Below are 24,646 nucleotides of genomic sequence, written 5' to 3'. Positions count from 1 at the left end.
CTCGCGCGACCTGCCGATGCCCGCACACGTGGGCAGAGCTTCCCTGACCATCATTCAGCGCTCGGTCGCCACGGCCTGACGATGCTCGCGTTTTCCGCTTCGAATCCTGCCCCTGCATGGACCGGGTAAAACGCCGCTGGTGGACCGCGACGACGACCGTGCTCGCCCTGGTGGTGGTGATCGCGGCCGTCATCAGCGGGCTGTTCCAGCTCGCGGTGATGGCGCTGCCGGGGTATCGCGAACAGCTCTCGGGCTATGTCAGCCGCGTCGCCAACCGGCCGATCGACATCGGCGGCGTCGCCCTGGTCTGGCATCGCTTCCGCCCGCTGCTCGAGCTCGACGACATCGTCATCTACGGCGACGACGGCGAAACCCCGGCGCTGTCGGCCGAGCGCCTGCGCATCGGTTTCGGCCTGCTGCGGCTCGTGCGCGGCGATACGTTTCCGGATCAGATCGAGCTCGCCGGGCTCGACGTGGTGGTGCAGATCGACCGCGACAACCAGGTCACGCTGCGCGGTTTCGATACCGCCGGCCCGGCCAAGTCCACGCACGACTGGCAGCACGACATCGCGCGCTTCGACGAGATTCGTCTGGCCGATTGCCGCGTGCTCGTCGAGGACGCGCGGCTGTCGGGCGGCAACCCGCAGTTCCATCTGGTCGAGGCGCTCGCGCGCCGGCGTTTCGGCGGAGCGATGCTCGAAGCCCAGGTCGAGCTGCCGAGCTTCATGGGCGAGAGCGCCGAGTTCGAGGCCGATCTCGACGGCGATCCGGCCGATCTCAAATCGCTCGAAGGCAGCTGGTCGCTGAGCTTCGAGGGCCTGTCGCGGCTGCCCTGGCTCGAAGCCCGGCTCGAAGGCCATCCGGCGATCCAGATGCACGACGCCGACCTGAGCGTCTCGGGGGTGATGAACCAGGGGCGTATCGACGCCGCCGAGCTCGACTTCGAGGCCAAGGGCGTCGCGGCGAGGCGCGGCGAGCACCTGGCCAAGCTGCACGACATCGGCCTGCACGCCAAAGGCCGGCGTGACGGCAGCAGCTGGACGCTCGACGTGCCGCACGTGCAGGTCACCGGTGAATCCGGCCCGTGGCCGGATACCCGCCTGCGGCTCCAGTGGACGCCGATCGCGGCCGGCGGCAGCGAGGTCGAGGCCGATGCGGATTACCTGCGCCTGCAGGATCTCGCGCCGTGGATGATGCTGGCCGGCAGGACCCTGGACCCGCGCCTGCTCGGGGTGTCGGGCGAGCTGCGTAACCTCGTCGCGCGCGGGCGCCTGGGTGCCGAGACGCCGACCTATTCGATCAGCACCCGGCTCGACCGGCTCGGTCTGGCACCGGCGCAAACCGAGCGCGGCCCCGGACCCGGATTCCAGGGCCTGAGCGGCCAGCTGTCGGCCACCGAGGCCGGCGGCCGGCTGTCGGTCGATACCGGCTCGTTCGTGCTCGATTACGGCCGCGTGTTCGATCGGCCGGTGGGTTTCGATCGCGTGGCCGGGCAGCTCGACTGGACCCACGACGCGCAGGGCTGGCGCATCCAGATGCCCAAGTTCAACTGGTCGCTCGAAGGCAGCCTCGGCGAGGCCGATCTCGATCTGCTGCTGCCGGCCGCCGGCTCTGCGCAGACCTCACCGGTGATCAAGCTCGACGCGCGCTTCTCGGCCGAGGACGTGACGCGCCTGAAGCCCTACAAGCCGATCTACTGGACCGAAAACCTGCGCAACTGGCTCGACCGCGGCATCGTCGCCGGGCGCGTGCCGAGCGCCCGGCTGCGCATCGAAGGCAACCTGGCCGATTTCCCGTTCCGCGATCACGGCCTGTTCCAGCTCGATCTCGACGTCGCCAACGGCAAGCTCGCCTATGCGCCGGGCTGGCCGGAGGCCGATCAGGTGGCGGCGCGGCTATCGTTCAACGGCATCGGCATGAGCGTGACGGCCGACAGCGGCCGCCTGTCGGGCAACCGCATCGAGCGCGTGGTCGCCGAGATTCCGCAGTTCAAGGACACGATGATCGACATCCGGGGCGAGGTCGATGGCGACGTCGCCCGCTACTACGACTTCCTGCGCGCCTCGCCGCTGGCCCCGCGCCTGTCCGGCCTGCTCGATCGCACCCAGGGCAGCGGCCCGGCGAGCGTCAGCGTGCACCTGTCGATTCCGCTCAAGAACGCCCAGCAGACCCAGGTCGACGGCCTCGTGAAGCTCAAGGGCGCCGAGATGACGCAAAAGGGCCTCGACGAGCCGTTCAAGGCGCTCGAGGGCGAGATCCGCTTCACCGAGGACGGCGCGCAGTCGGACGGTGTCAGCGGCACTTTCTATGGCGTGCCCGCCGTCGCCCGGCTCGCGCCCGAAGGCAAGGGCGCCACGCGACTGACGGCCGACATGGATTACACGCTGCAATCCGACGGTTCGGGGCTGTCGCGCTACGTGCCGGGCCTGCTGCGGCCGCACGTTTCGGGCGGCACGCATCTGCACGCGGACGTGCTGCTCGGGGCGGACTCGAACGGCATCGAGATCAGCAGCGACCTCGTCGGCGTGACGGTCGATCTGCCGCCGCCGGTCGGCAAGATCGCCGAAGAATCGGCGCCGCTGTCGGTGCGCATCGGCGGCCGCGAGGCGGCCGTGGTGGCGGCAGCACCGGTCGCGGTCGATCCGGCGCAGCTGCAGGATCAGCCGCTGCGCATCGGCGTCTCGTATCGCAAGCGGCTCGGGGCCGACGTCCACATGGCCAAGACCGCCGAGGGCAATCTGCAGACCCAGCGCGTGCTCGTGAACCTGGGCTCCGACGCGGTGCCGCAGGCGACCGAAACGGGCGTGCGCGTGACCGGCCAGGTGACCGATCTCGACATCTCAACCTGGCTCGCCGCACTGCGCCGCAACACCGAAAGCGAGGGCAAGACGCCGGTCGAAGCGGCCGCCGCCGAGCCTGCCGGCGGCCTGCGGCTCGAAGCGATCGACCTCGAAGCCGACCGTCTTCACCTGTCGGGCTACAGCGTCGGCAGCGTGCGGCTTCACTACACACCCGAAAGCGCCGGCAGCTGGAACGCGCACCTGAGCGGGCAGGGCGCCGTCGGCGACGTGCACTGGATCGCCGGAGCTTCGCCGCAGGTGGTCGCGCGTTTCGAGAAGCTCAAGGTCGCCGCGGTCAAGAAAGCCGCCGACTCCGGCGCGCAGGCGCCGCCGCAGGGCGAGCCGATCGACCCGAATACGCTGCCGACGATCGACGCCGATTGCCGCCAGTGCGAGCTCGGCGAGGCCAGGCTCGGTCATCTGCGCGTGCAGACCGCGCGCACCGACGGCGGCCAGAAGCTCGCCGTGCTCGAGGCCAGCGGGGCCGATCTCGATCTCAAGGGCAGCGGCGAGTGGATACGCCGCGCTGGCGCGTCGACCGCTTATACCAAGTTCACGCTCGACAGCCGCAGCATCGGGCCGACGCTCGAAGGCCTGGGCTACGCGCGCAGCGTCGACGCCGACCGCAGCCGCTTCGATGCCGAGCTGACCTGGCCTCCGGCGCTCGCCGGCGTCGACTGGACGCAGGCCCAGGGCAGGGTCGATCTGGAACTCGAAAAAGGTTCGCTGCGCTCGCTCGAGCCGGGAGCAGGCCGCGTGCTCGGCCTGCTCAATTTCTACGCGCTGCCGCGCCGGCTCACGCTCGATTTCCGCGACGTGACTTCGAAGGGCCTGGGCTTCGACAAGGTCAAGGGCAGCTTCCTGCTCGACAACGGCAATGCCACCAGCGACGGCGTGAGCATCGATTCGCCGTCGCTGAAGATCGAAATGAAAGGCCGCGTCGGCCTGGCCGCGCGCGACTACGACCAGAAGGTCTCGGTCTATCCGGGCGTTTCGGGCGGCGTGACGCTCGGCGCGCTGCTGCTCGGCGGTCCGGCGATCGGCGTGCTCGCCCTGTTGGCCCAGGAAGTGCTCGACAAACCGCTCGATCAGGTGACACAGCTCAGTTATGCCGTCACCGGCAGCTGGGACAATCCGCAGGTGAAGCGCGCCGAATAGCGGCCGCCGATCCCTCTCATTCATGCGCCGGGACGCCCGCTCAGCCGGCTGTTCCGGCATCGCCTCAAGGACTCGCGACGCTTTGCCCGCTCTGCCCGAATTCTTTCCGCTTGTCAGCCATTTCGCTGCGACCCTGCTGCTCGGCCCGTTCTGCCTGCTGATCGCCCTCTGGCTCGCCTCGCGCGTCGGTCGCGGCGAGGCGCTGCTCTGGTGCGCCTGCGTGCTCGGCGTCGGCCTGACCGTGGCCCTGTTCAAGATCGGCTTCGGCGCCTGCCGCTCGCATTGGGGCGACATCCGCAGCCCGAGCGGGCACACGGCGTTCGCGGCGATCGCCTACGGCGGTTTCACGGTGATCGCGATGGGCCGCAGCCTGAGCCTGCGCGCGCTGCTGTTCCGCCTCGCGATCCTGGCCTGGGTGCTGCTGATCGGCGTTTCGCGCGTGCGGCTGGGCGCGCACAGCTGGGGCGAAGTCTGGTGCGGGCTCGCGATCGGCCTGCTCGGCGTCGCGGTGTTCGCGGGCGGCTATCGATCGGACCTGCGTCCGCCGTACCGGCTCGCGGGCGGCCTGCTCGTCGCGGTGCTGATCGCCGCGGTGCTGCTGCCGTCGATCCAGGGCTTCGTGCTCGAACCCTACCTGCGCCAGCTCGCGCGCTTCCTGCGGCCGCACGTGGGCTGGCTCTGCGGCTGAGCCTCAGTGTTGCTGGGGGTCGGCGGCCTTCGGTGGCCAGAAGAATTCGCCGGGCCGCTCGATGAAGCGCCGGCCGATGCGCCGCAGCAGTCCGCGGCGATCTTCGAAGCGCACGCGCTGCGCTCGCAGGGCGACGCGCAATGCCAGGCCGAAGCTCACCGAGAGGTTGATGAGCCCGATGCCGAGCACGCCGATTGCCACCAGCAGCAGCGTCTGCAGCGAAATCTGCCAATCGAGTGCAACCAGCGCGTAGCCGACGTAGGCGGTCGAGAACGTGATGTGGCGAATGTCGATCGGCAGGCCGAAGATGAAGCCCAGCGTGCCCATCGAGCCCAGCATGCAGCCGAAGAAGAAGTTGCCGGCCAGGGCCCCGAGATTGTTCTCGATGTAATCAGCGAAGCGCTGCAGCCTCGCCGCGCCGAGCAGTCGCCGCAGCGAACGCAGCTGGGCGATGCGCTGCGGAATCCGGTTGTAGACGGCCTTGTTGTCGAAATAGCCCGAAATCAACCCTGAAAGGAACAGGCAGACGCCGGCGACGGCCGCATGCAGCCAGGCCAGGCTCGCGATCGGATTCTGGTCGTGCAGCAGATGCTCGGCTTTCTCGGCGCTCATGAAGAACGGCAGCCCGTTGGCCTTGATCGCGAGCGCGACGATGATGGGAATCGCCAGCGCGAACGTGACATTGCCGACGATGGCGATGAACTGCGAGCGCAGCGTGCGCACGATCTGGTCGACCAGCGGATCGAGCCGGTCGCGCCCGCTCTCGCGCGTCGCCAGGCTCGCGGCCAGGTACGAAGCCGTCATCGCCGGCTGCTTGGTCGCGATGGTGAAATGCAGCAGATAGATCAGTACGAAGCCCAGGCCGTAGTTGAGGCTGTAGAGCAGCGCGGTCATCAGCGGCGAATGCGCGCTGTTGCCGAGCACCACCTTGAACATCGCCATGAAGGCGACGATGAAGCCGGCCCCGAGCGCCGATCGCAGCATCGAAAAATATTCGCTGCGCGTCGCGGTGACGTAATGCTCGCCGGTCTTGCTCGCGTTGTCGGTGATGCGCGTGGCGAGCAGCTGGATGATCTGCCGCCACATTTCGCGAACGCTGTCGCGCAGGTTCTCGGCGCGTACGAGATCCTTGAAGAAGGCCACGCGCAACACGTTGAGTGCGTGCGCGGGCGCAGAGTGCTCGATCAGCCGCAGCAGCAGGCGCAGGCGTTCCAGATGCTGGGTGAGCCGCACGAGCAGCACCGTCAGGCTCACGCTGGCGCCGCCGCGGGCGGCCTGGCGGCGCACCTTGTCGGCAATCTCCTCGCACTGGTCGAGCAGCACCAGCAGATGACGATCGTCGATGCCGGGTTCGCGCGCCTCGGTGAGTGCGCGCTTGCGCTCTTCGAGAAATTCGCGCAGCTCGACGTTCTGCATCAAGAACGGCGATTCGTACTGCTGGATCGCCGGATGATTGCGCACCAGTTCGGGCTCGAGCCCGATGGCGGCGATGCGATACGACAGTACCTGCAAAGCTTCGAGCAACTGGATCGACATCGGCAAGCGCTGCATGGACGGCAGCCCGGCGGCCTCGTCGAAGCGCAAGGCGTCGAGCAGCGCGATCCAGGCGGCGTCGGGCGCCTGCGCGATCCACAGATGATCGTGCTCGTACGGGAACAACTGCCGCAGGCAATCGCGCAGATCGCCGGTGTCGACTTCTTCGGGTAGCCAGCGGTTGGTCGCGCGCCGCCAGAAGCCCGAGAACAGGCCTTCCTGCACGAGCACGCCCGATTCGGTGAGCAGATGCAGCGGCTTGCGCGTGGTCAGGAGCCAGAGCAGCGCCTCGCGCAGGCTTTCGCGCGCGGTGGCGTCTTCGGCGATGAGCAGGCGCAGGCGTTCGAGCGCGAGCGTGCTGTGATCGGCCTGACGTCTGCGGCGTGGGCGCAAGACATCGACGAGCCGCCAGAGTGCGGCCAGGCGGGTGTGCTCGTCGGATTCGATCAGGCGCAGCAGGGCCTGGTCGAGCGCTGCATCGATGGTGGCGATGCGACGCTGCTGCGGATCGCCGCGGCGCAGCCAGCGGCGCCAGCGGGCGGGCTCGGGCGTGACGGGCGAGTCGGAGTTCGAGGTCATCGGTTGCGCATCAGGATTGCGCCCCGATTATCCCGCAACGGGCCTGAATTGCCGGGCCGCCGCCCGGAAAGCCTGAGGTAGACTGCCGCCATGACACTCGTTGCCGCGATCCAGCTCAATACGGGCGCCGATCTGGCCGCCAACCTGCAAGCCAGCCGGGCGCTCGTCGCCGAGGCCGCGCAGGCCGGCGCCAGGCTCGCCGCGCTGCCCGAGAACTTCGCCTTCATGGGCCGCAAGGACCCCGACAAGCTCGCGCTCGCCGAGCCCGAGGGCAGCGGGCCGATCCAGCAGTTCCTGTCCGATCTGGCGCGCGAATATGCGATCGATGTGATCGCGGGCACCGTGCCGGTGGCGGTGCCGGGCGATCCGGGGCGCGTCTATCCGGCCTGCCTGGTGTATGGGGCCGATGGTCAGCGCATCGCGCGCTACGACAAGATCCACCTGTTCGACGTCGACGTGGACCGCGGCGATCGCATCGAGCGCTATCGTGAATCCGCGACGATCGCCCATGGCGAGCCGGCCTACGTGGTCGCGCCGACGCAGGCCGGCACCGTGGGCTTGTCGGTCTGCTACGACATCCGCTTTCCGGAGCTCTATCGCGGCCTGGTGCAGCGCGGTGCCGAGCTGCTCTGCATTCCGGCCGCCTTCACCGATCGCACCGGCGAAGCGCATTGGGAAATCCTGCTGCGCGCGCGTGCGGTCGAGAACCAGTGCTTCGTCATCGCGCCGGGCCAGTGCGGCACGCATGCGAGCGGGCGCAAGACTTGGGGCCACACGATGATCGTCGACGCCTGGGGCAAAGTGCTCGCTCAGCGCGACGAAGACACGCCCGGCGTGGTGCTCGCCGAGCTCGATTTCGAGCGCCTGCGCGCGGTGCGCGAATCGCTGCCTTCGCTGAAGCATCGGCGGCTTTGATGGGCGGGCGATTCGCTCACGCCATGCTGCGAGTCGCAGCGATGGCCGCGCTGCTGTCGCTGACGGGCTGCGTGATGTACGAGCCGCTCGCCGGCGTGCCGAAGCCCTTCATCGAGTCGTATCCGCCGGGCTCGCAGAAGCGCTCGATCCTCGACCTGCAAGCCACTTTCGCCAAGCGCGCACCGGACTATCACGAGCTCTACGAGCAGGCCCTGCGCGAAGACCAGGACATCGGCGGCGAAATCGTGCTTGCGCTCGCACTGACGCCGGACGGGCGCGTCGCCGATTGCCAGATCATCCGCAGCGCGATGCCGAGCACGCAGCTCGAAGCCTGGGTGCTCGCGCTCACGGGCCAGCTCGAATTCGGTGCGGCGCCCGGCCGGGGCTACTATGTCTTCCACTATCCATTGCAATTCACCAGGACTTAGTGGCCTATGACAGAGGAACCGATAACGCCTGGCCGCGTCCCGCACGCCGCTGCTGCGTTGCTCGTCGTCACCATCGCTACGGCCATGACTCCTCCTCGCGCCTTGCATCGGCGCGCGATCCATCGGCCATGCCGTCCGTCTTTTCCCCTGTTACAGGCCACCGCCGCATGCGCATCCGTATCGGCATGGAGATTCGATGAGTAACGCACTCGCAGTCGCCCGTTCCACCCTGCTGGACCCCGCCGAGCTCGACGAGCGCCGCCTGACGCGCGTGCTCGACGGCTTGATGAAGCCGGGTGTCGATGCGGCCGACTTGTACTTCCAGTTTTCCAAGTCCGAGCACTGGTCGCTCGAAGAAGGCATCGTCAAGAGCGGCAGTCACAGCGTCGAGCAAGGCGTCGGCGTGCGCGCGGTCGCGGGCGACAAGCAGGGGCTCGCGTACACCGAAGAGCTGCGCCTCGACGCGCTCGAAGACGCGGCCACCGCGGCGCGTGCGATCGTCGATGCTGGCGACCAGCGCGTGGTCGGATCGCTGACCGAGAGCAAGGGCCTGACGCTGTACCCGCCGATCAATCCGCTCGACACGCTGCCGACGCCCGAGAAGCTCGCGCTGCTGCGTCGCGCCGACGCGGCCGCGCGCGCGGCCGATCCGCGCGTGCAGCAGGTCATGGCCTCGCTCGCGATGAACTACGAAGTGGTGGTGATGGCCTCGACCGACGGCCGTCTCGCGGCCGACGTGCGTCCGCTGATCCGCATGGACGTGACCGTGATCGTCGAAGACAAGGGTCGTCGCGAGCAGGCGCACGTCGGCGGAGGCGGCCGTCATGCGCTCGACTATTTCGCGGCCTCGCAGCTGCCCGAGGAATACGCGCGCGAAGCCGTGCGCCAGGCGATCGTGCTGCTCGATTCGGTTTCGGCGCCGGCCGGCAACATGCCCGTCGTGCTCGGTCCGGGCTGGCCCGGCGTGCTGCTGCACGAGGCCGTCGGCCATGGGCTCGAAGGCGATTTCAACCGCAAGGGCAGCTCGGCGTATTCGGGCCGTATCGGCGAGAAAGTGGCGAGCGATCTGTGCACGATCGTCGACGACGGCACGCTCGCGGGCCGCCGCGGCTCGCTCAACCTCGACGACGAAGGCACGCCGACGCGCTGCACCACGCTGATCGAGAACGGCATCCTCAAGGGCTATCTGCAGGACACGCTCAACGCGCGCCTGATGGGCATGCAACCGACCGGCAACGGCCGCCGCGAATCGTTCGCGAGCCTCGTCATGCCGCGCATGACCAATACCTACATGCTTGCCGGTCCGCACGATCCCGAGGAGATCATCCGCTCGGTTCCGCGCGGCATTTATGCGGTGAACTTCGGCGGCGGGCAGGTGGATATCACCTCGGGCAACTTCGTGTTCTCGGCGAGCGAGGCCTACCTGATCGAGAACGGCAGGATCACGCGACCCGTGAAGGGCGCGACCCTGATCGGCAATGGACCGGAAGCGATGCGCGCGGTGTCGATGGTCGGCAACGACCTGAAGCTCGACGGTGGCGTCGGCATCTGCGGCAAGGAAGGCCAGAGCGTGCCCGTCGGTGTCGGCCAGCCGACGCTCAAGATCGACGGCATCACGGTCGGCGGCACGCAGGCCTGAGCGAGCCGCTAGCTCATTTCAGGCAGTCCCGCTTGGGGCTGTCGCGGGAATGAAGCCCATGCAGATCTTTTAGGGGAGACCCGCCGCTTCTGCAGCGAACCGAGCGGACGCCCTGTCATTTCAATGACTATTGACACGTCGATTATGTTTCAATAATTATTGAAACATGAAAATCGAAACCGCAGTGGTCCGTCTTGCGGCACTGGCTCAAAACCATCGCCTCGCCGTGTTCAGGCTGCTGGTTCGCAAAGGGCCGGAAGGGATGGCGGCGGGTGAAATCGCCAGCCACCTCGGCATCGCCTCGAATGCTCTTTCATTCCACCTGAAGGAACTCAGCAACGCCGGGCTGTTGAAGTCGCGCTCGGAAGGCCGCTTCATCTATTACGCGCCGGACTTCAAGGCAATGAACGGCCTGCTCGACTACCTGACCGAAAACTGCTGTGCCGGAAGTTCAAGTTCCGCAGAGTGCAGCACGCCCTCGGTGTGCAAGAAATGACGACCCTCATGCGCCGCATCGTTGCAGAAGGCTTAGGTACGGCGTTGCTGCTGGCCGCCGTGGTCGGCTCCGGCATCATGGGCGAGCGCTTGGCCGCGGGGAATCTGGCCATCACGCTGCTGGCGAATTCGATCGCCACCGGCGGGGTGCTGATGGCCCTGATCATGACGTTCGGCTCGATCTCCGGTGCGAATTTCAATCCGGCCGTGACGCTGGCCGATGCGGTGGCAGGCGGCACGTCCTGGCGTGACGTTCCGGTTTACGTCATTTCCCAGATCGTCGGAGCCTTCGTGGGCGTTGCCGCGGCGCATGCGATGTTCGGCGAACCGCTGTTCGCTGCGTCGCTCCATGAGCGCTCAGGAGCCGCCCAGGCATTCAGCGAATTCGTGGCCACGTTCGGCCTGATGTCGGTGATCCGGGGCAGTGCACGATCTGGCTTTTCGTTCACGCCATTCGCCGTCGCCGGCTATATCGTCGGCGCCTACTGGTTTACGGCGTCGACCTCGTTCGCCAATCCAGCCGTCACGCTCGCCCGCTCGATGACCAGCACCTTCGCCGGCATCCGGCTGATCGATGCGCCGCTGTTCGTCCTGATGCAATTCGTCGGCGCGCTCGCTGCTGCCGTTCTCTTTCGATGGTTGACTCCAGTGCTGCCGGCTGTGGCCAGCGTCGTCCCTGCCCATTCGGAAACCGAGCCGGAGACCGCATGAAAACCGTGATATTCGCCTGTGTTCACAATGCGGGCCGATCGCAGATGTCCGCCGCCTTCTTCAACGAGCTTGCCGATCCCGCGAAAGCCCGCGCGATATCGGCCGGCACCCATCCCGCCGATCGCGTGCACCCCGAGGTGCTCGAAGTGATGCGCGAGATCGGGATCGATCTTGCCGGCGCCAAGCCGCAGCGGCTGACGGCCGAGCTGGCGCAAGGCGCCAGCCTGCTGATCACGATGGGCTGCGGGGACGAATGCCCTTATGTTCCGGGCCTCAAGCGCGATGACTGGCCGCTGCAAGATCCGAAAGGGCAGAGCGGAGATCGAGTCCGTGGAATCCGCGACGAAATCCGCAACCGCGTCCGGCAGTTGATCGACGCCGAGGGCTGGGCATGAGCCGCGTGCGCACGCTGCCGGCGTCCGATCACCTGCCAGCGCTCGACACGAGCTACGCCCATCGCCGGCCCGCGATCGGCCTGGGCGACACCGTGTCGAGACCCAGAATCCTGCTGCTCTACGGTTCGTTGCGCCAGCGTTCCTTCTCGCGATACGCGACGGAAGAAGCGGCCCGTCTGCTGGAATACTTCGGCGCCGAGACGCGCATCTTCGATCCTTCCGATCTGCCGTTTCCGGATCAGATCGCTGGCGACAAGCACCCGGCGGTTCAGGAACTGCGCGAGCTGTCGATGTGGTCGGAGGGGCAGGTCTGGTGTAGCCCCGAACGCCATGGCCAGATCACCGGCCTCATGAAAGCCCAGATCGATCATCTGCCGCTGAACATGGGCGGCATCCGTCCAACGCAAGGCCGCACGCTTGCCGTGATGCAGGTGTCCGGGGGCTCGCAATCGTTCAATGCGGTCAACACGCTGCGTCTGCTGGGCCGATGGATGCGGATGTTTACGATCCCGAACCAGTCTAGCGTTGCGAAGGCTTACGATGAGTTCGACGGTGAAGGACGGATGAGGCCTTCGGCCTACTACGATCGGATCGTCGACGTCATGGAGGAACTGCTCAGAATGACCGTGCTGCTGCGTCCGCATGCGAACCAGCTGGTCGATCGCTACTCGGAACGCAAAGAAGAAGAGGCGCGTCCGGTCGATCGATTGTGATCACTTCCGGGAACGCCATCGCTCCAACCGCTAAAAATCCCTGGCCCATCGACCGCCGCATCGCCCACATGATCACCGTCTACGGCATCAAGAACTGCGACACCGTGCAGCGCGCGTTGGCGCGCCTGAAGGACGAAGGCATCGAGTTCCGCTTTCACGATTTCAAGACCGAGGGGCTGTCGAGCGAGCGCGCTGCGCGGTGGATCGCCGAGCTCGGCGTCGATGCCGTGGTCAATCGCAAGGGCACCACCTGGCGCAAGCTCGATGCGCAGGCGCAAGCCAAAGTAGCACAGGGCGAGGCGGCGGAGCTGCTCGCGAGCCATCCCTCGCTCGTCAAACGGCCCGTCATCGAATCACTCAAGGGCATCAGCGTGGGCTTTGCCAAGGGCGACGAAGGCGCGGTGCTTTCCAAGCTCAAGTAGGGCTATCGGCGCTGTGCTTTCTGCAGCGTTTCGATCAGCTCGATGCAGCGGCGGGCGAGCATGATCTTCTGCTCGGGCGTCTTCATCACGGTTGCGGCGACGACGAGGCGTGCATCATGCCGGGCGAGTCCGGCGTCGACCTCGTCGATCAGGACGGCGTCGACGAAATCGGCGTAGAGCTCGGCGATGACGCCTGCGTGCGGCTGCACGCCGAGTTCGCGCATGATCTTCGCGGTCGGGCCCTTGATCGCGGAGCCGGCCACGATCGGTGAAACCGCGATCACCGGCACCTTCGAATCGCGCAAGCGATCGCGCAGTTCGGCAATCGCGAGCATCGGCGCGAGGCTCAGGTAGGGATTCGACGGACACAGGATCACGCCACCGAGATCGGCGCTGTCGAGCAACTCGCGCAGCGCAGGCGTGAGCCTGGCCTGCGCTGCGCCTTCGAAGTCGAGCGCCTGCACGACGGGCGCACAGCGCAGCTGCACGAAATACTCCTGGAACGCCAGCGGGCCGCGATCGCTACACACGATGGTGCGCAGCACGTCGTCGCTGACCGGCAGTACCGTCGTTGCGATGCCGAGACGACGCGCGATCTCGCGGGCGGTCTGGCTCAGGCTCAGGCCCCGGTCGAGCAGCTGCCTGCGCAGCAGGTGCAGGGCGATGTCGCGATCGCCGAGCGTGAACCAGTCGTCCGCGCCGAGCCTGCGCAATTCGTCGAGAACACCGAAGCTCTCGTCCGCGCGTCCCCAGGCCTGCTGCGGATGCACGATGCCGGCGAGCGTGTAGAGCACCGTGTCGAGGTCGGGGCAGATGGTCAGGCCCAGATGTTCGAAGTCGTCGCCGACGTTGACGGCGATCACCAGCGACTCGGGCGGCAGCACTTGCGCCAGGCCGTAAGCGAGCTTGGCTCCGCCGACTCCGCCCGAGAGCGCGAGATAGCGTTTCGATTCGTTATCAGCAGTGTTGTCGTTTAGCATGTTGGCCGTTGCTATCGTCGTCGACGGCGACCCGCAGGCAGGTTCATGACATGCGGGCTCCATGCGGCGAACCGCGCATGCCTGCTGCCGCGAGAGCGAGGAGTCTGAATGAGTCACAGTGAATCCGCCACGCCGGTCGAGGCGGCTTATCCGAGAGCGGCCGTGGGTTGGTACGCCACCGGCGTGCTTGCCTTGCTGTACTGGCTCTCGATACTCGACCGCTTCATCATCGGCCTGATGGTCGACCCCATCAAGCGCGATCTCGGGCTCACCGATCTGCAGTTCGGCATCCTCCACGGCTCGGCCTTCGCGATCACGTTCTCGGTGATCGGATTGCTCGCCGGTGCGCTCGCGGATCGCTTCAATCGCCGCTGGGTCATCTACATGGGCGTGACGATCTGGTCGCTCGCGACGGCCGCCTGCGGCTTCGCGCAGAACTTCTGGCACATGCTGATCGCAAGAGTCGGCGTCGGTGCGGGCGAGGCGACGCTGAACCCCTGTGCGACCTCGATGATCACCGACCTGTTTCCGCGCCAGCGCCTCACCACGGCGCTCGCGGTCTACGCGATGGGCTCCACCGTCGGTTCGGGCTGCGCCTATCTGTTCGGCGGGCTCATCGTGACGATGGTCGCGGCTTCGGCGACGATCGTGCTGCCGGTGGTCGGTGAGGTGCGCTCCTGGCAGGCGACGTTCTTCATCGTCGGCATTCCCGGAGCGCTGATCTCCTTGCTGATCTTCGCAGTGCCCGAGCCCGAGCGTCGTGGCCGGCGCGCAGAACTGCGGACCAAGGGCTCGTTCTGGCTCGACACGGTGGCGAGTTATCTCGCGCTGTTCCGCTTCGTTCGCAGTCGCGGTCGCTTCTTCCTGATGCATTACAGCGGCTTCGGGCTCGCCGCGATGATCGTGACCGGCGCAGGCACCTGGTATCCGGCTTACATCGGGCGCAGCTTCGGCTGGAAGGCCGACAAGATCGGCCTGTACCTCGGCGTCACGCTGGTGATCGCGGGCATCGTCGGCAAGCTGATCGGCGGCCTCGCGGTCGATGCGATGTATCGCCGTGGCAGGCTCGATGCGCAGTTCCGCTGGTACGCGGTGGCGCTGCTCGCCGCCACGCCGCTCGGCTTCGTCGCGTTCACGAGCCGGGATCCGTGGATCTTTCTCGGCTTCCTGTGGCTGTTTCTGACCGTGTTGTCGCCTTTCATCGCCTGCGCGAACGCGGCGCTCAACCTGGTGACGCCGAACGAGCTGCGCGGAACCGGCATCGCCACGTTCAATGCGAGCGCCGGCCTGATCGGCGCGGGCGTCGGTCCGATCCTGATCGCGGCGCTGTCCGATCATCTGTTCGGCGGCAACATCGGGCTCGGCATTTCGGCCGCGGTCGCGATCTGCTGCCCGCTCGCGGCGGCGCTGCTGTTCGGCGGCATGAAGGCGATGCGCCAGGCGGTCGGGCAGGCCGAGGCGGTGGCGTGAACGCGGCGCGGCCCGGGCGGACTTCGTTCGTCGTTGCGGGCCTCGCGCTGCCTGTCGGTTGCGTGCAACTCGTGCGCAATCGGGCGCAGGCCGCACCGAGGCGAATGAGCGTCGTTACTTCGAAGCCAGCACTTTCCAGATGCCGTCCGCGCTCGCGACGGTGCGATCGCCCGCAAGGATGAGCCCGCGCACGAACACGAGCTGCGAGGTCTTGCGGACGAGCTCCGCGTGGCAGCTGATGAAATCGCCGACGCGCGGTGCCGAAACGAGTTGAATCGCGAGCTGGGCGGTGACGATGCGCTTGTGCCCGAGCGCGCCGGCCGCGATCCAGCCTAGCGCGATGTCGGCGAAGGTCATCAGCGCTCCGCCGTGCACCGTGTCCTGATAGTTCACGTGACGCGCGTCGGCCAGGAAGCCGACGCCGGTCACCGATCCTTCTTCGCCGTGCATCCACAGCGGAGCGATGTAGCCCGTGAAGCCTTCGGCTTCGCGCGATCTCCAGCCTGCGGCTCGCAGTGTCTCGGCATCCATGTGCCGGTCGCTCAACGTGGCTGCATGCGGATGGCGCCGTCGAGGCGCACGGTCTCGCCGTTGAAATAGCCATTGCGGATCATTTCGAGCGCGAGGCTCGCATATTCCTCGGCAGTGCCGAGGCGCGAGGGGAACGGCACCATCGCACCGAGCGCATCGAGCATTTTCTGCGGCGCTCCGGCCATCGCCGGCGTGTGGAAGATGCCGGGCTGGATCGTGTTGATGCGAATGCCTTCGCGCGAGAGGTCGCGTGCGATCGTCAGCGTCATGCCGACGATGCCGGCCTTGGCGGCCGAATACGCGGCCTGGCCCATCTGGCCATCGGTCGCGGCGGCCGAGGCGGTGTTGACCATCACGCCGCGTTCGCCGTCGATCGGGTCGAGCGTCATCATGCCGGCCGCCGCGCGCGTGACGCAGCGGAAGGTGCCGACCGTGTTGAGCTTGAGCACCCACTCGAACTTCTCGGTCGGGAAGATCCTGATCTCGCCAGTTTCCTTGTCGCGATACGCGGTGCGGATCGCGTTGCCGCCGCCGGCGCAGCAGACCAGCGCGCGTTCCTGGCCTTGGGCCGCGCGAGCCTTGGCGAACGCGGCATCGACGCTCTCGTCGCTGAGCACGTCGCACTCGCAGAAGATGGCGCCGGTTTCATCCGCGGCTTTCTGGCCGGTTTCCGGGTTGCGATCGAAGATCGCGACTTTCGCGCCTGCAGCGCGCAGCGCTTTGACGGTGCCGAGTCCGAGGCCCGAGGCTCCGCCGGTTACGACCGCGACCAACGACGAGTCGATTTTCATGGTGTGCTCTCCTTCATTCTGTTTGGCCGATGGTGGTCAGGCTTTCTTGACTCGGTCGTTCCATCAGGCCGTAGCGCTTTGTCCGTCCCAGGTGAGCCTCGTTGCAGGTCGAGGCCGCCCGGGTTGCCGATACGGAAGGTGGAAGGCCTGGTCACGCCTTCGATGACCGTGCGTCCGAGTTTCGAGACTAGCTCGACCGATACGTCATCGCCTTCGAAAACGATGCGCCTCAGGAAAGGAGCCTCGACGATACGCGCCGGAGATAGCTGGCCATCCTGATAGACAACAGCGTCGTTATAAGAATACCCGGTCTGGCCCTCGCGTGGTGTGTAGGCGAGGCAACCGAAGGCGCGGACATCCGGAAACACGGCAGACGGCCAGCAGTAGCCGACGGTGCAAGGCCCAAACCTCATCCGCTTTGGTGACTGACAACTGACATGAATGAAGCGCTCAGACACAAGAAGCGCGCGCCGTCCCCCGGTGGACTTTGGGACCGTACGAAACGGCGGCTCCGAAAGGGCTTCTGTTCCATTTACATCGTGAACCGGCGTTCAGTACCGTCCCAGGACTATTTCTCTACATCGAAAGTAAACAACTATGTTGACTGTAGATGAATACGGAGAGTAATTTGACCGCACGTCCGAAAAGTTTTTGATCGGCTGGATAAGTCCGGCGTGGCGCGCAATGGCTCGCAGGACTCACTACAAAAAAGATACACAACGGTGCGAGGAGACAATATGAGCGGTTCCAACACAGCCAAGCTGTGCGCTGTCCTGTGCCTGTCTGCAAGTGTGGGCGCCATGGCCCAGGAGCCGGAAACGGGAGCGGCTCCTTCCGTCGATGCGCAGCCCGCCGCTGCTCCGAGCCCGAGCCCGGCACCCGCTGCGGCTGACGCCGACGGCGGAACGGATGACGGTATTTCGGAGGTCATCGTCACCGCAAGGCGCATCGAAGAACGCCTGCAGGACGTGCCGATCTCGATGACGGTCTTCAACCAGGAGCAGCTCACCAGCCGCAACGTGATCTCGAGCAGCGACCTGGCCACATTCACGCCGTCGCTGTCCGCCAACACGCGCTACGGATCGGACAATGCCTTGTTCGCGATTCGTGGTTTCAGCCAGGAAATTCGTACGACGGCGTCCGTCGCGACCTACTTCGCCGATGTGGTGGCTCCGCGTGGGGGTGGTTCGACACAGTCGGGTGACGGAGCCGGCCCCGGCATGTTTTTCGATCTGCAGAACGTGCAGGTCTTGAAAGGTCCGCAGGGAACTCTGTTTGGACGCAACACCACGGGAGGCGCGGTGCTGCTGGTGCCCCAGAAGCCGACTGCCCGCAACGAAGGCTATGTAGAGCAGTCCTGGGGCGACTATGACCTCAAGCGAACGCAAATTGTCGTCAATACGCCGATCAACGACTGGGCGCGTATGCGCCTGGGTGTAGACCGCCAGTTCCGCGAAGGCTATCTCGATAATGTCTCCGGTATCGGGCCGGATCATTTCAACGACATCAACTACACGGCGTTGCGCGCCAGCATCGTGCTGGATTTGACCGAGAACCTCGAGAACTACACGATCGCCTCCTCGGTCGATTCCGAAACCAACGGTCCGCTGCCGCGGATATTCGCCTATAACGGTCCGGGCGACACCAATGGTGACGGTAACCCATGCAACGAATCGCCGAGCAGTGCTTACCAGCGTTTCGCCCGTTTCGCCTGCGCTCAGATGCAAGCCCAGAGCGACGGCGATTTCTACACCGTGCAGAACTCGGATCCGGATGCAAAAGTCAGCCTCAACAGCTGGCAGGTGATCAATAGCACCACCTGGAAGGCGACGGACAACCTCACGGTCAAGAACATTGCCAGCTACGCGGAGCTCACCAATGTGCTGCGAAGCGAGTTGTTCGGCAGTAACTTCTTCCTCGCGCCTGGCGTGCCGCTGACGACGACGACGTCGCGCCCATCGCCGGGGCTGACGTCGAGCGATCAGTCGACCTTGTCGGAAGAGCTCCAGTTGCAAGGCCTTGCCTTCGATGGAAGGCTGAACTGGCAATCCGGCGTCTACTACGAGCGTAGCAAGCCGGTCGAGTGGAGTGGGTCGCTGTCTCCTACTTCGATCAGCTGTGAGAACTCGGATGAGTTCAAGTGCTATGACGTTGTCGGTGCTTCGACGCCGAATCCGGCGACGCCTTCGGGTACGGCAGAAGGTTTCGTCGGCAGCCTCAACAATCCGACCGGCGGGATCGAGTTCCGCAATCTCGGACTCTATGTGCAAGGCACTTACGATCTGACCGACCGCCTCAAGGGCACGGCCGGCCTGCGTTACACCAAAGACGAAACACGGGCCGATACGCGCTATCTGGTCTATTACTTCCCGTCGCGCGATACACCGTCACCGCGCTGCTACTTCGCGACGCGCGTGCCGGTGTCCGACGTGTCCACCTGCGATCGGTCGTTCAAAAACGACTCGGATGCGCCGACCTGGGTGCTCGGCCTCGACTACAAGCTCGACGACAACGCGATGGTCTACGGTAAGTACAGCCGAGGCTATCGGCAGGGCTCGATCAGCCCGTACAGCGTGCCGGGCTTCGAGACCTTCGGTCCCGAACAGGTCGATACCTATGAACTGGGTTTGAAGACGAGCTTCGAGCGTTTTGTGCGCGGCAATTTCAATATCGCCGCCTTCTACAACGACTTCCAGGATCAGCAGCTGTTGTACGGATTCGGCGCCTTGGATAACAGCATCGCGCCGACGGCGACTCCCGTTAACGCCGGCAAGTCGCGCATCTATGGTTTAGAAGTGGAAACCACCTTGCGTCCGGTGCAAGGCTTGAGCTTCGACTTCAACTATGCGTACCTCAATACCAAGCTGCTGAAGTTCACCGACCCTGAAATCCCGGACAATCTTTTTGCGCAGCCCACGTTCGAGAAGGGTCGAGAGCTGCCATTCTCGCCCAAGCACAAGGGCACGGTGACGGCGACCTACCGGCTGCCACTGCCGAGTTCGATCGGGGGGATTTTCGCAAGCGCGACCTATGCCTATACCTCCAAGCAACTGCAGACCGTTTCTGGCCCCTACGGCGTGATCCCGTCGTATGAAATCGTCAATGCGACGGTTGCCTGGAACTCCATTTATGGTGGCCCGCTCGACGCAACGCTGTTCGCGACCAACCTGCTCGACAAGGAGTACTACAACACCATCACCGGTAGCTGGAACAGTTTCGGCTTCGAAGCGCTGCACCCGGCAGAGCCGCGCATGGTCGGCTTCCGCCTGCGCCTCAACTTCGGCCAGTGAACGGTGGAGCGATGTTGCGACGTCGATTGCTTTGAAGCCGCGAGAATCGAAAGCCGCGCGAGCGATCGCGCGGCTTTCCTCTTTCAGGAAAACAGGTCTTGCTGTCGCGGCCTGATCAGTTCGAGCGCGTTTCGACGCTCTTGCAAATGCTGGGAGGCTACCCCACGCACGATGACCAGCGGAATGCCTTCGTCGGCTTCTCCGCATACCAGCGTCGCGGCTGCGCAAAGCTGATCGGCGACCGCGATCTGCGTGACCTGCAGGCTGCGGCCATTACGGTCCACTTGGCCTCGCAAATCGACGAGCGGTTGCAGCCCGGAGCATCCGATGCAGACCCCGCAAACGCCGAGGCGGAACGGCCGTCCGAAGCTGTCGGAGATCAGTACCGCGAGATTGAGGCCGTAGCGTTGCTGCAGTCGTGCGCGCAGCTCTTGCGCGGACGCATCAGGAGCGGCGGGCAACAGCAAGGCGCGTTCGCCTTTGTGGTCCGCCAAGTTGGATTGATCGATCGCTGCATTGGCGACGACGAAGCCGAGCCGGTGCCGAACGATCAGCACGTCCGGCGCTACGCGGAGCACCTCGTTGGATTCCCGTAGCACGAGTTCGACGAGGCGTGCGTCCTTGCGACACTGCGTAGCGATTTCGAGCGCACGTGCCGAAGGCTCGATGCGGTCGAGCTCGACATAGCGATTCTCGGCTTTCGAGACGATTTTCTGGGCGACCACGAGCACATCGCCATCGCGTGGCGATGGGTTGTTCGAGCTATCGAGCGCTTGGGCCAGGATGCTGGCCAGATCGTCGCCAGGCACGACTTCCGGAATTCCGTGTATCGGCAGAAAGCTCAACGATCCCGATGGCATCGAGTCGCTCAAGCGATCACCGGAGCCGGGCGCCGGGTAATCGGCGCGTTGTGCGTCTCGCTCAGCGGCGGCGCGCTGCACGACTGCGCAATGCGTTCGGCGCTCACCTCGCCATACAAGGTATTGCGCTGACGCCACGGCCTGCCGATGCCGGTGATCAGCTGCCGCATCTGCTCGGGTGCGAACTCCTGCCCGTGCGCAGCGCCGGCCGCGCGGCTGATCGACTCGTTCATGAGCGTGCCGCCGAGATCGTTCGCTCCGGCTTGCAGGCAACGCTGCGCCCACTCCGGCCCGAGCTTGACCCACGAGGCCTGCACGTTGCGGATCAATGGGTGCAGCACGAGCCGCCCGACGGCGTGCATGAGCAGTGCCTCGCGCAGCGTCGGGCCGCGGCGTGCACGGCCGCGCAGGTACATCGGCGCTTCCATGTGCACGAACGGCAGCGGCACGAATTCGGTCAGTCCACCGGTCTGATGCTGCAGCCTGCGCAAGCGCAGCAGGTGACGCGCCCAATGCTCGTAGCCTTCGAGATGGCCGAACATGATCGTCGAGGTCGTCGGCAACCCGGCGCGATGCGCCTGCGCGACGACATTGAGCCAGCCCTGGGTGTCGAGCTTGTCGGGCGCCAGCGCATGACGGACTTCATCGTCGAGAATCTCGGCCGCGGTGCCGGGCAGGGAGCCGAGTCCCGCATGCCGGAGCTCGGTAAGGAATTCGCCGACCGAGATGCCGAGCGTCTGCGCGCCATGGCTCACTTCGAGCGGCGAAAACGCATGCACGTGCATCTGCGGGATGGCGTCCTTTGCCGCGCGGCAGATATCGAGATAGGTCTGCCCGGTGAACGACGGATGGATGCCGCCCTGCATGCAGACTTCGGTCGCGCCGCGATCCCAGGCTTCGATGACGCGACGCCGAATCTCATCGAGATTGACGAGATAGGGCTTGCCGCGCAGATTCTCGTGGGCGCGGCCTTTCGAGAACGCGCAGAAGCCGCATTGGTACAGGCAGACGTTGGTGTAGTTGATGTTGCGGACGACGGCATAGCTCACGGCATCGCCGACGGTTTGTTCGCGCAGGCGATCGGCGGCCGCGCAGAGGTTCACGAAGTCTGCCCCGCGCGCACCGAACAGCTCGGCGACTTCGTGCTCGCCGAGTTCGATGCCGGTGCTCGCGCGCTCGATCGACTGGCCGATGACGGATCGTCTCGGCGTCGCGAACAAGGGAACGTCGCGCAGATCGTCCGCGCTCGCGGCATCGAGGCTTCCGGGCGACCAGCGCCCGACGCGCGCAAGGCCGGCGCCATCCGACAGGCGCAGCACGGGCGCCTGCAATTCGGGCGCGAGCCATGCGTCGCGAGCCTGCACGTAGCGCGGATAGACCGTGAGCCGCTCGACGAGGTCGCAGCCCGCACGCGCGGTGTCGGCGGCCAGGCGATCGAGATGCGGCCACGGCGCTTCGGGATTCACGTGATCGGGCGTCAGCGGCGAAATGCCGCCCCAATCGTTGATGCCGGCCTCGATGAGCTCTGGCAGATCGCCGCCATAGAGATTCGGCGGCGCCTGAATGCTCATTCCGGCGCCGAAGATCAGTCGCGCCACCGCGATCGTCCAGCACAATTCGTCCGTGCCCGGCTCGGGCGCCGCGTGCATCTTGGTTCCGGCCTTGGCGCGGAAGTTCTGCACGATGATTTCCTGGATATGCCCGTATCGCTCGTGCAGATCGCGCAGCGCGAGCAGCGACTCGATGCGCTCGCGCCGCGTCTCGCCGATGCCGATCAGGATGCCGCTCGTCATCGGTACGCGCGCCTCGCCGGCCAGGCGCAGGGTTTCGAGTCGGCGCGAGGGTTGCTTGTCGGGCGAGCCGAAATGCGGCCCGCCGCGCTCGCACAGCCTCGCGGACGCCGATTCGAGCATGATGCCCATCGACGGCGCGACCCGGCGCAGGCGCGCGAGCTGCTCGGCGTTCATAAGCCCCGGATTCAGATGCGGCAGCAGTCCGGTTTCACGCAGCACGAGTCCGGCGACGTGCTCGAGATAATCGAGCGTCGTCGCGAAGCCGAGCCCGGCGAGCGCCTCGCGCGCCTTGGCATAACGCCGCTCGGGTTGATCGCCGAGCGTGAACAGCACTTCCTTGCAGCCGAGCGCTGCGCCTTCGCACGCGATGCGCAGCACGTCTTCGGGCGCGAGATACGGTTTTTCGAGCTTGCCGGGTGTCTGCGCGAACGTGCAGTAGTGGCAGACGTCGCGGCACAGCTGCGTGAGTGGAACGAAGACCTTGCGCGAATAGCTCACGCGCGTGCCCCAGCCGCGCTCGCGCAGCTGCGTCGCCAGCGGCGCGAGCTCGCGCCAGTGCTCGCGTTCGAGCAGCGCGTAAGCCTGTTCGGCACCGAGCCCGCGGTCCAGCCAGCGATGCAGGTCTGCGATCACGGCTTGTCGCTACAGGCTCAGGCTGGCGAGGCTTCGAGACGCTTGGCGGCCAGCGCGCGCAGCTCGCCGAGCTTGATCTTGGAGCTGCCGGTCAGGCTCAACTCTTCTTCCTGCACGAACACCACGCGGCGCGGAACCTTGTAGCTCGCGAGCTGCTCCTTGGCGAAATCGCGAATCGAGGCTTCGCTCAGAGTCGCGCCTTCGTGCAGTACCACGCAGGCGACGACGATCTCGCCGAGCGACTCGTGCGGCACGCCGACGCAGCGCACGACCTTGACGCCAGGAGCGGTGGCGATCACGCCGTCGATCTCGATCGGCGAGACGTTGGCCCCGCCGGTCTTGATGATGTCGTTGAGCCGGCCTTCCCAGACCAGGCGACCCTGGTCATCGATGTAGCCGCCGTCGCTGGTGCGGAAGTAGCCTTCGGCGTCGAGCGTGTCGGCGAGCGGAATGCCGAGATAGCCGAGCATCAGCGTCGGGCCCTTGACCGCGATCTCGCCGCGCTCGCCACGCGGCACCACCTCGCCGCTGAGCGGGTCGACGATGCGCAGCGTGTTGCCGGGCAGCGCCTCGCCATGTGTGTTGCCGACTTTCTCGGCCGGCGTGTCGCTTGGAAAGCAGGCGCTCAGTGTGAAGGTTTCGGTGTTGCCGTACGCGGCGTTCGGATCGACCCAGTCGGTCTTGATCGTCGGATGCTGGCCGAGCGCGGTCCGCGGATCGACGTAGTGCAGGCTCGACAGATCGACCTCGTTCCAGTTCGGCGCGGCCGCGAGCTGCTGGTATTGATGCGGCCAGGCATAGGCGCGCGTGACTTTCTCGGCCTGCATGAGCCGCAGCGCTTCGGCCGGATCGAAGGTTGCCTGCAGCACGTTGCTTCCGCCCGACGACAGCGTGGCTCCGAGCGAGCCGGCGAAGTTGCCGGACCAGAAGAATCCGTTCGCGCTCCAGGCGCGCACTTCGTTTTCTGCGTCGCCGGTGGCGAGCATGCGCCGCCAGCGCCAGCACATGATGCAGACGCCACGGTGCGCGCTCAGCACGCCCTTGGGCTTGCCGGTGGAGCCCGACGAGAACAGCAGTACGCCGATGTCGGCCGGCGTGACGCTGTCCGCACGCGCCTGCACGATCGCTTCGGGCACGTTGCGCCCGAGCGCGAGGAAATCTTCCCAGCTCTGCATCGCACCGGCGGCGCCCTGGCCGAGCACCGCGATGCGCCGCAGGAACGGATACTTCGTCGACGACAGCTCGCCGGGCTCGGACTTGCGGATGGCGGGTTCGAGCTCGTGGATGATCGCCGCGAAATCCTTCTTGATCACCAGGCCTTCGAGCAGCAACACGCTGATGCCCGAGGACTTGAGCAGATAGTCGAGCTCGGCCGGCGTCGAGAAGGTCGACAGCGCGGTGATCACGCCGCCGGCAAGGCTCACGCCGAAGGCAGCCGAGATCCACTCGGGGCGATTGGTCATCATCACGCCGACGCGCTCGCCGTTGCCGATGCCGGCCGCGACGAGCGACTGGGCGATCTGCATCGAGCGCGACCACAGTTCGGCGTAGCTCCAGCGCTCGACGTGGCCGTCCGGATGATGAAAGACGAGCGCTTCGCGCGGGGCGTAGCGCGCCGTCACTTCACGCAGATAGCCCGGCAGCGTCAGGGCGCCGAGGCCGGGTTCCTGATCGAGCGGCAGGCCGTGAATGATGGAGAGCGGTTTGTTTGGTTCCGCGCGCTTGTTCAAGACTCAATCTCCAATCGGCAGTTCCACCTTGGCGGTGGCGTCGACGAGCATG

At 66.0% G+C, this 24,646-nt stretch carries 19 protein-coding genes; 12 read left to right on the top strand and 7 right to left on the bottom strand.

The genetic code is table 11. The annotated features are described in order from the left end of the window. Positions 1 to 116 precede the first annotated feature (116 nt). On the top strand, positions 117 to 3,998 hold the full coding sequence (locus tag AC3WUM_RS05695) for a YhdP family protein (RefSeq protein WP_492409232.1): 3,882 nt from the start codon (positions 117 to 119) through the stop codon (positions 3,996 to 3,998). An 82-nt stretch (positions 3,999 to 4,080) separates the two neighbouring features. Next, positions 4,081 to 4,686 carry a phosphatase PAP2 family protein gene (locus AC3WUM_RS05690; protein WP_492409231.1) on the top strand — a complete coding sequence of 202 codons (606 nt, stop codon included), beginning with the start codon at positions 4,081 to 4,083 and terminating at the stop codon, positions 4,684 to 4,686. A gap of 3 nt (positions 4,687 to 4,689) precedes the next feature. On the opposite strand, the gene AC3WUM_RS05685 is transcribed toward AC3WUM_RS05690, so the two are convergent. Further along, positions 4,690 to 6,798, bottom strand: coding sequence for a site-specific recombinase (locus AC3WUM_RS05685; RefSeq protein WP_492409230.1), 2,109 nt, complete (start codon positions 6,796 to 6,798; stop codon positions 4,690 to 4,692). A 90-nt stretch (positions 6,799 to 6,888) separates the two neighbouring features. Here AC3WUM_RS05685 and AC3WUM_RS05680 point away from each other — a divergent pair, with 90 nt between their 5' ends. From AC3WUM_RS05680 to AC3WUM_RS05645, 8 genes are all read left to right on the top strand, one after another. Further along, positions 6,889 to 7,713, top strand: coding sequence for a carbon-nitrogen hydrolase family protein (locus AC3WUM_RS05680; RefSeq protein ID WP_492409229.1), 825 nt, complete (start codon positions 6,889 to 6,891; stop codon positions 7,711 to 7,713). A gap of 23 nt (positions 7,714 to 7,736) precedes the next feature. Further along, positions 7,737 to 8,141: a hypothetical protein gene (locus tag AC3WUM_RS05675; RefSeq protein WP_492409228.1), complete on the top strand. Its 405-nt coding sequence runs from the start codon at positions 7,737 to 7,739 to the stop codon at positions 8,139 to 8,141. A 196-nt stretch (positions 8,142 to 8,337) separates the two neighbouring features. Then, positions 8,338 to 9,780: a metalloprotease TldD gene (gene tldD / locus AC3WUM_RS05670; protein ID WP_492409227.1), complete on the top strand. Its 1,443-nt coding sequence runs from the start codon at positions 8,338 to 8,340 to the stop codon at positions 9,778 to 9,780. Positions 9,781 to 9,946: 166 nt separating this feature from the next. After that, positions 9,947 to 10,276, top strand: a complete 330-nt coding sequence (locus tag AC3WUM_RS05665; RefSeq protein WP_492409226.1) for an ArsR/SmtB family transcription factor — start codon at positions 9,947 to 9,949, stop codon at positions 10,274 to 10,276. Beyond that, positions 10,273 to 10,986: an MIP/aquaporin family protein gene (locus tag AC3WUM_RS05660; protein WP_492409225.1), complete on the top strand. Its 714-nt coding sequence runs from the start codon at positions 10,273 to 10,275 to the stop codon at positions 10,984 to 10,986. Before AC3WUM_RS05665 ends, AC3WUM_RS05660 begins: the two co-directional genes overlap by 4 nt. Beyond that, a complete protein-coding gene (locus AC3WUM_RS05655) occupies positions 10,983 to 11,381 on the top strand; it encodes an arsenate reductase ArsC (RefSeq protein ID WP_492409224.1) in 399 nt (132 codons plus the stop codon). Before AC3WUM_RS05660 ends, AC3WUM_RS05655 begins: the two co-directional genes overlap by 4 nt. Then, complete coding sequence (gene arsH, locus AC3WUM_RS05650; protein ID WP_492409223.1) at positions 11,378 to 12,094, top strand: arsenical resistance protein ArsH; 717 nt, start codon at positions 11,378 to 11,380, stop codon at positions 12,092 to 12,094. Before AC3WUM_RS05655 ends, arsH begins: the two co-directional genes overlap by 4 nt. A gap of 68 nt (positions 12,095 to 12,162) precedes the next feature. After that, positions 12,163 to 12,516, top strand: a complete 354-nt coding sequence (locus AC3WUM_RS05645; protein WP_492409222.1) for a Spx/MgsR family RNA polymerase-binding regulatory protein — start codon at positions 12,163 to 12,165, stop codon at positions 12,514 to 12,516. Positions 12,517 to 12,518: 2 nt separating this feature from the next. Here the strand turns inward: AC3WUM_RS05645 and cofD are convergent, their stop codons facing one another. Next, the gene (cofD, locus tag AC3WUM_RS05640) at positions 12,519 to 13,496 is read right to left on the bottom strand and encodes a 2-phospho-L-lactate transferase (protein WP_492409221.1); all 978 of its coding nucleotides are present in this window, start codon (positions 13,494 to 13,496) and stop codon (positions 12,519 to 12,521) included. A gap of 108 nt (positions 13,497 to 13,604) precedes the next feature. Between cofD and AC3WUM_RS05635 the strand changes: the two genes are divergently transcribed. Next, positions 13,605 to 14,966: a spinster family MFS transporter gene (locus tag AC3WUM_RS05635; RefSeq protein WP_492409220.1), complete on the top strand. Its 1,362-nt coding sequence runs from the start codon at positions 13,605 to 13,607 to the stop codon at positions 14,964 to 14,966. 114 nt (positions 14,967 to 15,080) lie between these two features. On the opposite strand, the gene AC3WUM_RS05630 is transcribed toward AC3WUM_RS05635, so the two are convergent. Beyond that, positions 15,081 to 15,497, bottom strand: coding sequence for a PaaI family thioesterase (locus tag AC3WUM_RS05630; RefSeq protein WP_492409219.1), 417 nt, complete (start codon positions 15,495 to 15,497; stop codon positions 15,081 to 15,083). A gap of 11 nt (positions 15,498 to 15,508) precedes the next feature. After that, positions 15,509 to 16,288 carry an SDR family NAD(P)-dependent oxidoreductase gene (locus tag AC3WUM_RS05625; protein WP_492409218.1) on the bottom strand — a complete coding sequence of 260 codons (780 nt, stop codon included), beginning with the start codon at positions 16,286 to 16,288 and terminating at the stop codon, positions 15,509 to 15,511. A 737-nt stretch (positions 16,289 to 17,025) separates the two neighbouring features. Between AC3WUM_RS05625 and AC3WUM_RS05620 the strand changes: the two genes are divergently transcribed. After that, positions 17,026 to 19,578 (top strand): TonB-dependent receptor, encoded by a 2,553-nt coding sequence (locus AC3WUM_RS05620; RefSeq protein ID WP_492409217.1) that lies wholly within the window; start codon positions 17,026 to 17,028, stop codon positions 19,576 to 19,578. A gap of 83 nt (positions 19,579 to 19,661) precedes the next feature. Here the strand turns inward: AC3WUM_RS05620 and cofE are convergent, their stop codons facing one another. The 3 genes from cofE to AC3WUM_RS05605 are packed head-to-tail and all read right to left on the bottom strand — an operon-like array spanning position 19,662 to position 24,594. Then, entirely contained in the window at positions 19,662 to 20,438 is a 777-nt protein-coding gene (gene cofE, locus AC3WUM_RS05615) for a coenzyme F420-0:L-glutamate ligase (RefSeq protein ID WP_492409216.1), read from the bottom strand. 8 nt (positions 20,439 to 20,446) lie between these two features. Then, the gene (gene cofH, locus AC3WUM_RS05610) at positions 20,447 to 22,864 is read right to left on the bottom strand and encodes a 5-amino-6-(D-ribitylamino)uracil--L-tyrosine 4-hydroxyphenyl transferase CofH (protein WP_492409215.1); all 2,418 of its coding nucleotides are present in this window, start codon (positions 22,862 to 22,864) and stop codon (positions 20,447 to 20,449) included. 17 nt (positions 22,865 to 22,881) lie between these two features. Continuing rightward, on the bottom strand, positions 22,882 to 24,594 hold the full coding sequence (locus AC3WUM_RS05605) for a class I adenylate-forming enzyme family protein (RefSeq protein ID WP_492409214.1): 1,713 nt from the start codon (positions 24,592 to 24,594) through the stop codon (positions 22,882 to 22,884). Between the last annotated feature and the right edge of the window lie 52 nt (positions 24,595 to 24,646).

Source organism: Hydrocarboniphaga sp. FW305-C-57 (assembly GCF_058783045.1).
Note: the sequence above shows the minus strand (reverse complement) of the source record. Positions and strands in the feature narration are given on the sequence as shown.

Coding starts and splice junctions, on each gene's coding strand:
- AC3WUM_RS05665 (WP_492409226.1), top strand. CDS start 9,947: ATGAAAATCGAAACCGCAGTGGTCCGTCTTGCGGCACTGGCTCAAAAC.
- AC3WUM_RS05655 (WP_492409224.1), top strand. CDS start 10,983: ATGAAAACCGTGATATTCGCCTGTGTTCACAATGCGGGCCGATCGCAG.
- cofD (WP_492409221.1), bottom strand. CDS start 13,496: ATGCTAAACGACAACACTGCTGATAACGAATCGAAACGCTATCTCGCG.
- AC3WUM_RS05630 (WP_492409219.1), bottom strand. CDS start 15,497: ATGGATGCCGAGACACTGCGAGCCGCAGGCTGGAGATCGCGCGAAGCC.
- AC3WUM_RS05645 (WP_492409222.1), top strand. CDS start 12,163: ATGATCACCGTCTACGGCATCAAGAACTGCGACACCGTGCAGCGCGCG.
- AC3WUM_RS05680 (WP_492409229.1), top strand. CDS start 6,889: ATGACACTCGTTGCCGCGATCCAGCTCAATACGGGCGCCGATCTGGCC.
- AC3WUM_RS05685 (WP_492409230.1), bottom strand. CDS start 6,798: ATGACCTCGAACTCCGACTCGCCCGTCACGCCCGAGCCCGCCCGCTGG.
- AC3WUM_RS05635 (WP_492409220.1), top strand. CDS start 13,605: ATGAGTCACAGTGAATCCGCCACGCCGGTCGAGGCGGCTTATCCGAGA.
- AC3WUM_RS05675 (WP_492409228.1), top strand. CDS start 7,737: ATGCTGCGAGTCGCAGCGATGGCCGCGCTGCTGTCGCTGACGGGCTGC.
- tldD (WP_492409227.1), top strand. CDS start 8,338: ATGAGTAACGCACTCGCAGTCGCCCGTTCCACCCTGCTGGACCCCGCC.
- AC3WUM_RS05660 (WP_492409225.1), top strand. CDS start 10,273: ATGACGACCCTCATGCGCCGCATCGTTGCAGAAGGCTTAGGTACGGCG.
- arsH (WP_492409223.1), top strand. CDS start 11,378: ATGAGCCGCGTGCGCACGCTGCCGGCGTCCGATCACCTGCCAGCGCTC.
- AC3WUM_RS05625 (WP_492409218.1), bottom strand. CDS start 16,288: ATGAAAATCGACTCGTCGTTGGTCGCGGTCGTAACCGGCGGAGCCTCG.
- AC3WUM_RS05620 (WP_492409217.1), top strand. CDS start 17,026: ATGAGCGGTTCCAACACAGCCAAGCTGTGCGCTGTCCTGTGCCTGTCT.
- AC3WUM_RS05695 (WP_492409232.1), top strand. CDS start 117: ATGGACCGGGTAAAACGCCGCTGGTGGACCGCGACGACGACCGTGCTC.
- cofE (WP_492409216.1), bottom strand. CDS start 20,438: ATGCCATCGGGATCGTTGAGCTTTCTGCCGATACACGGAATTCCGGAA.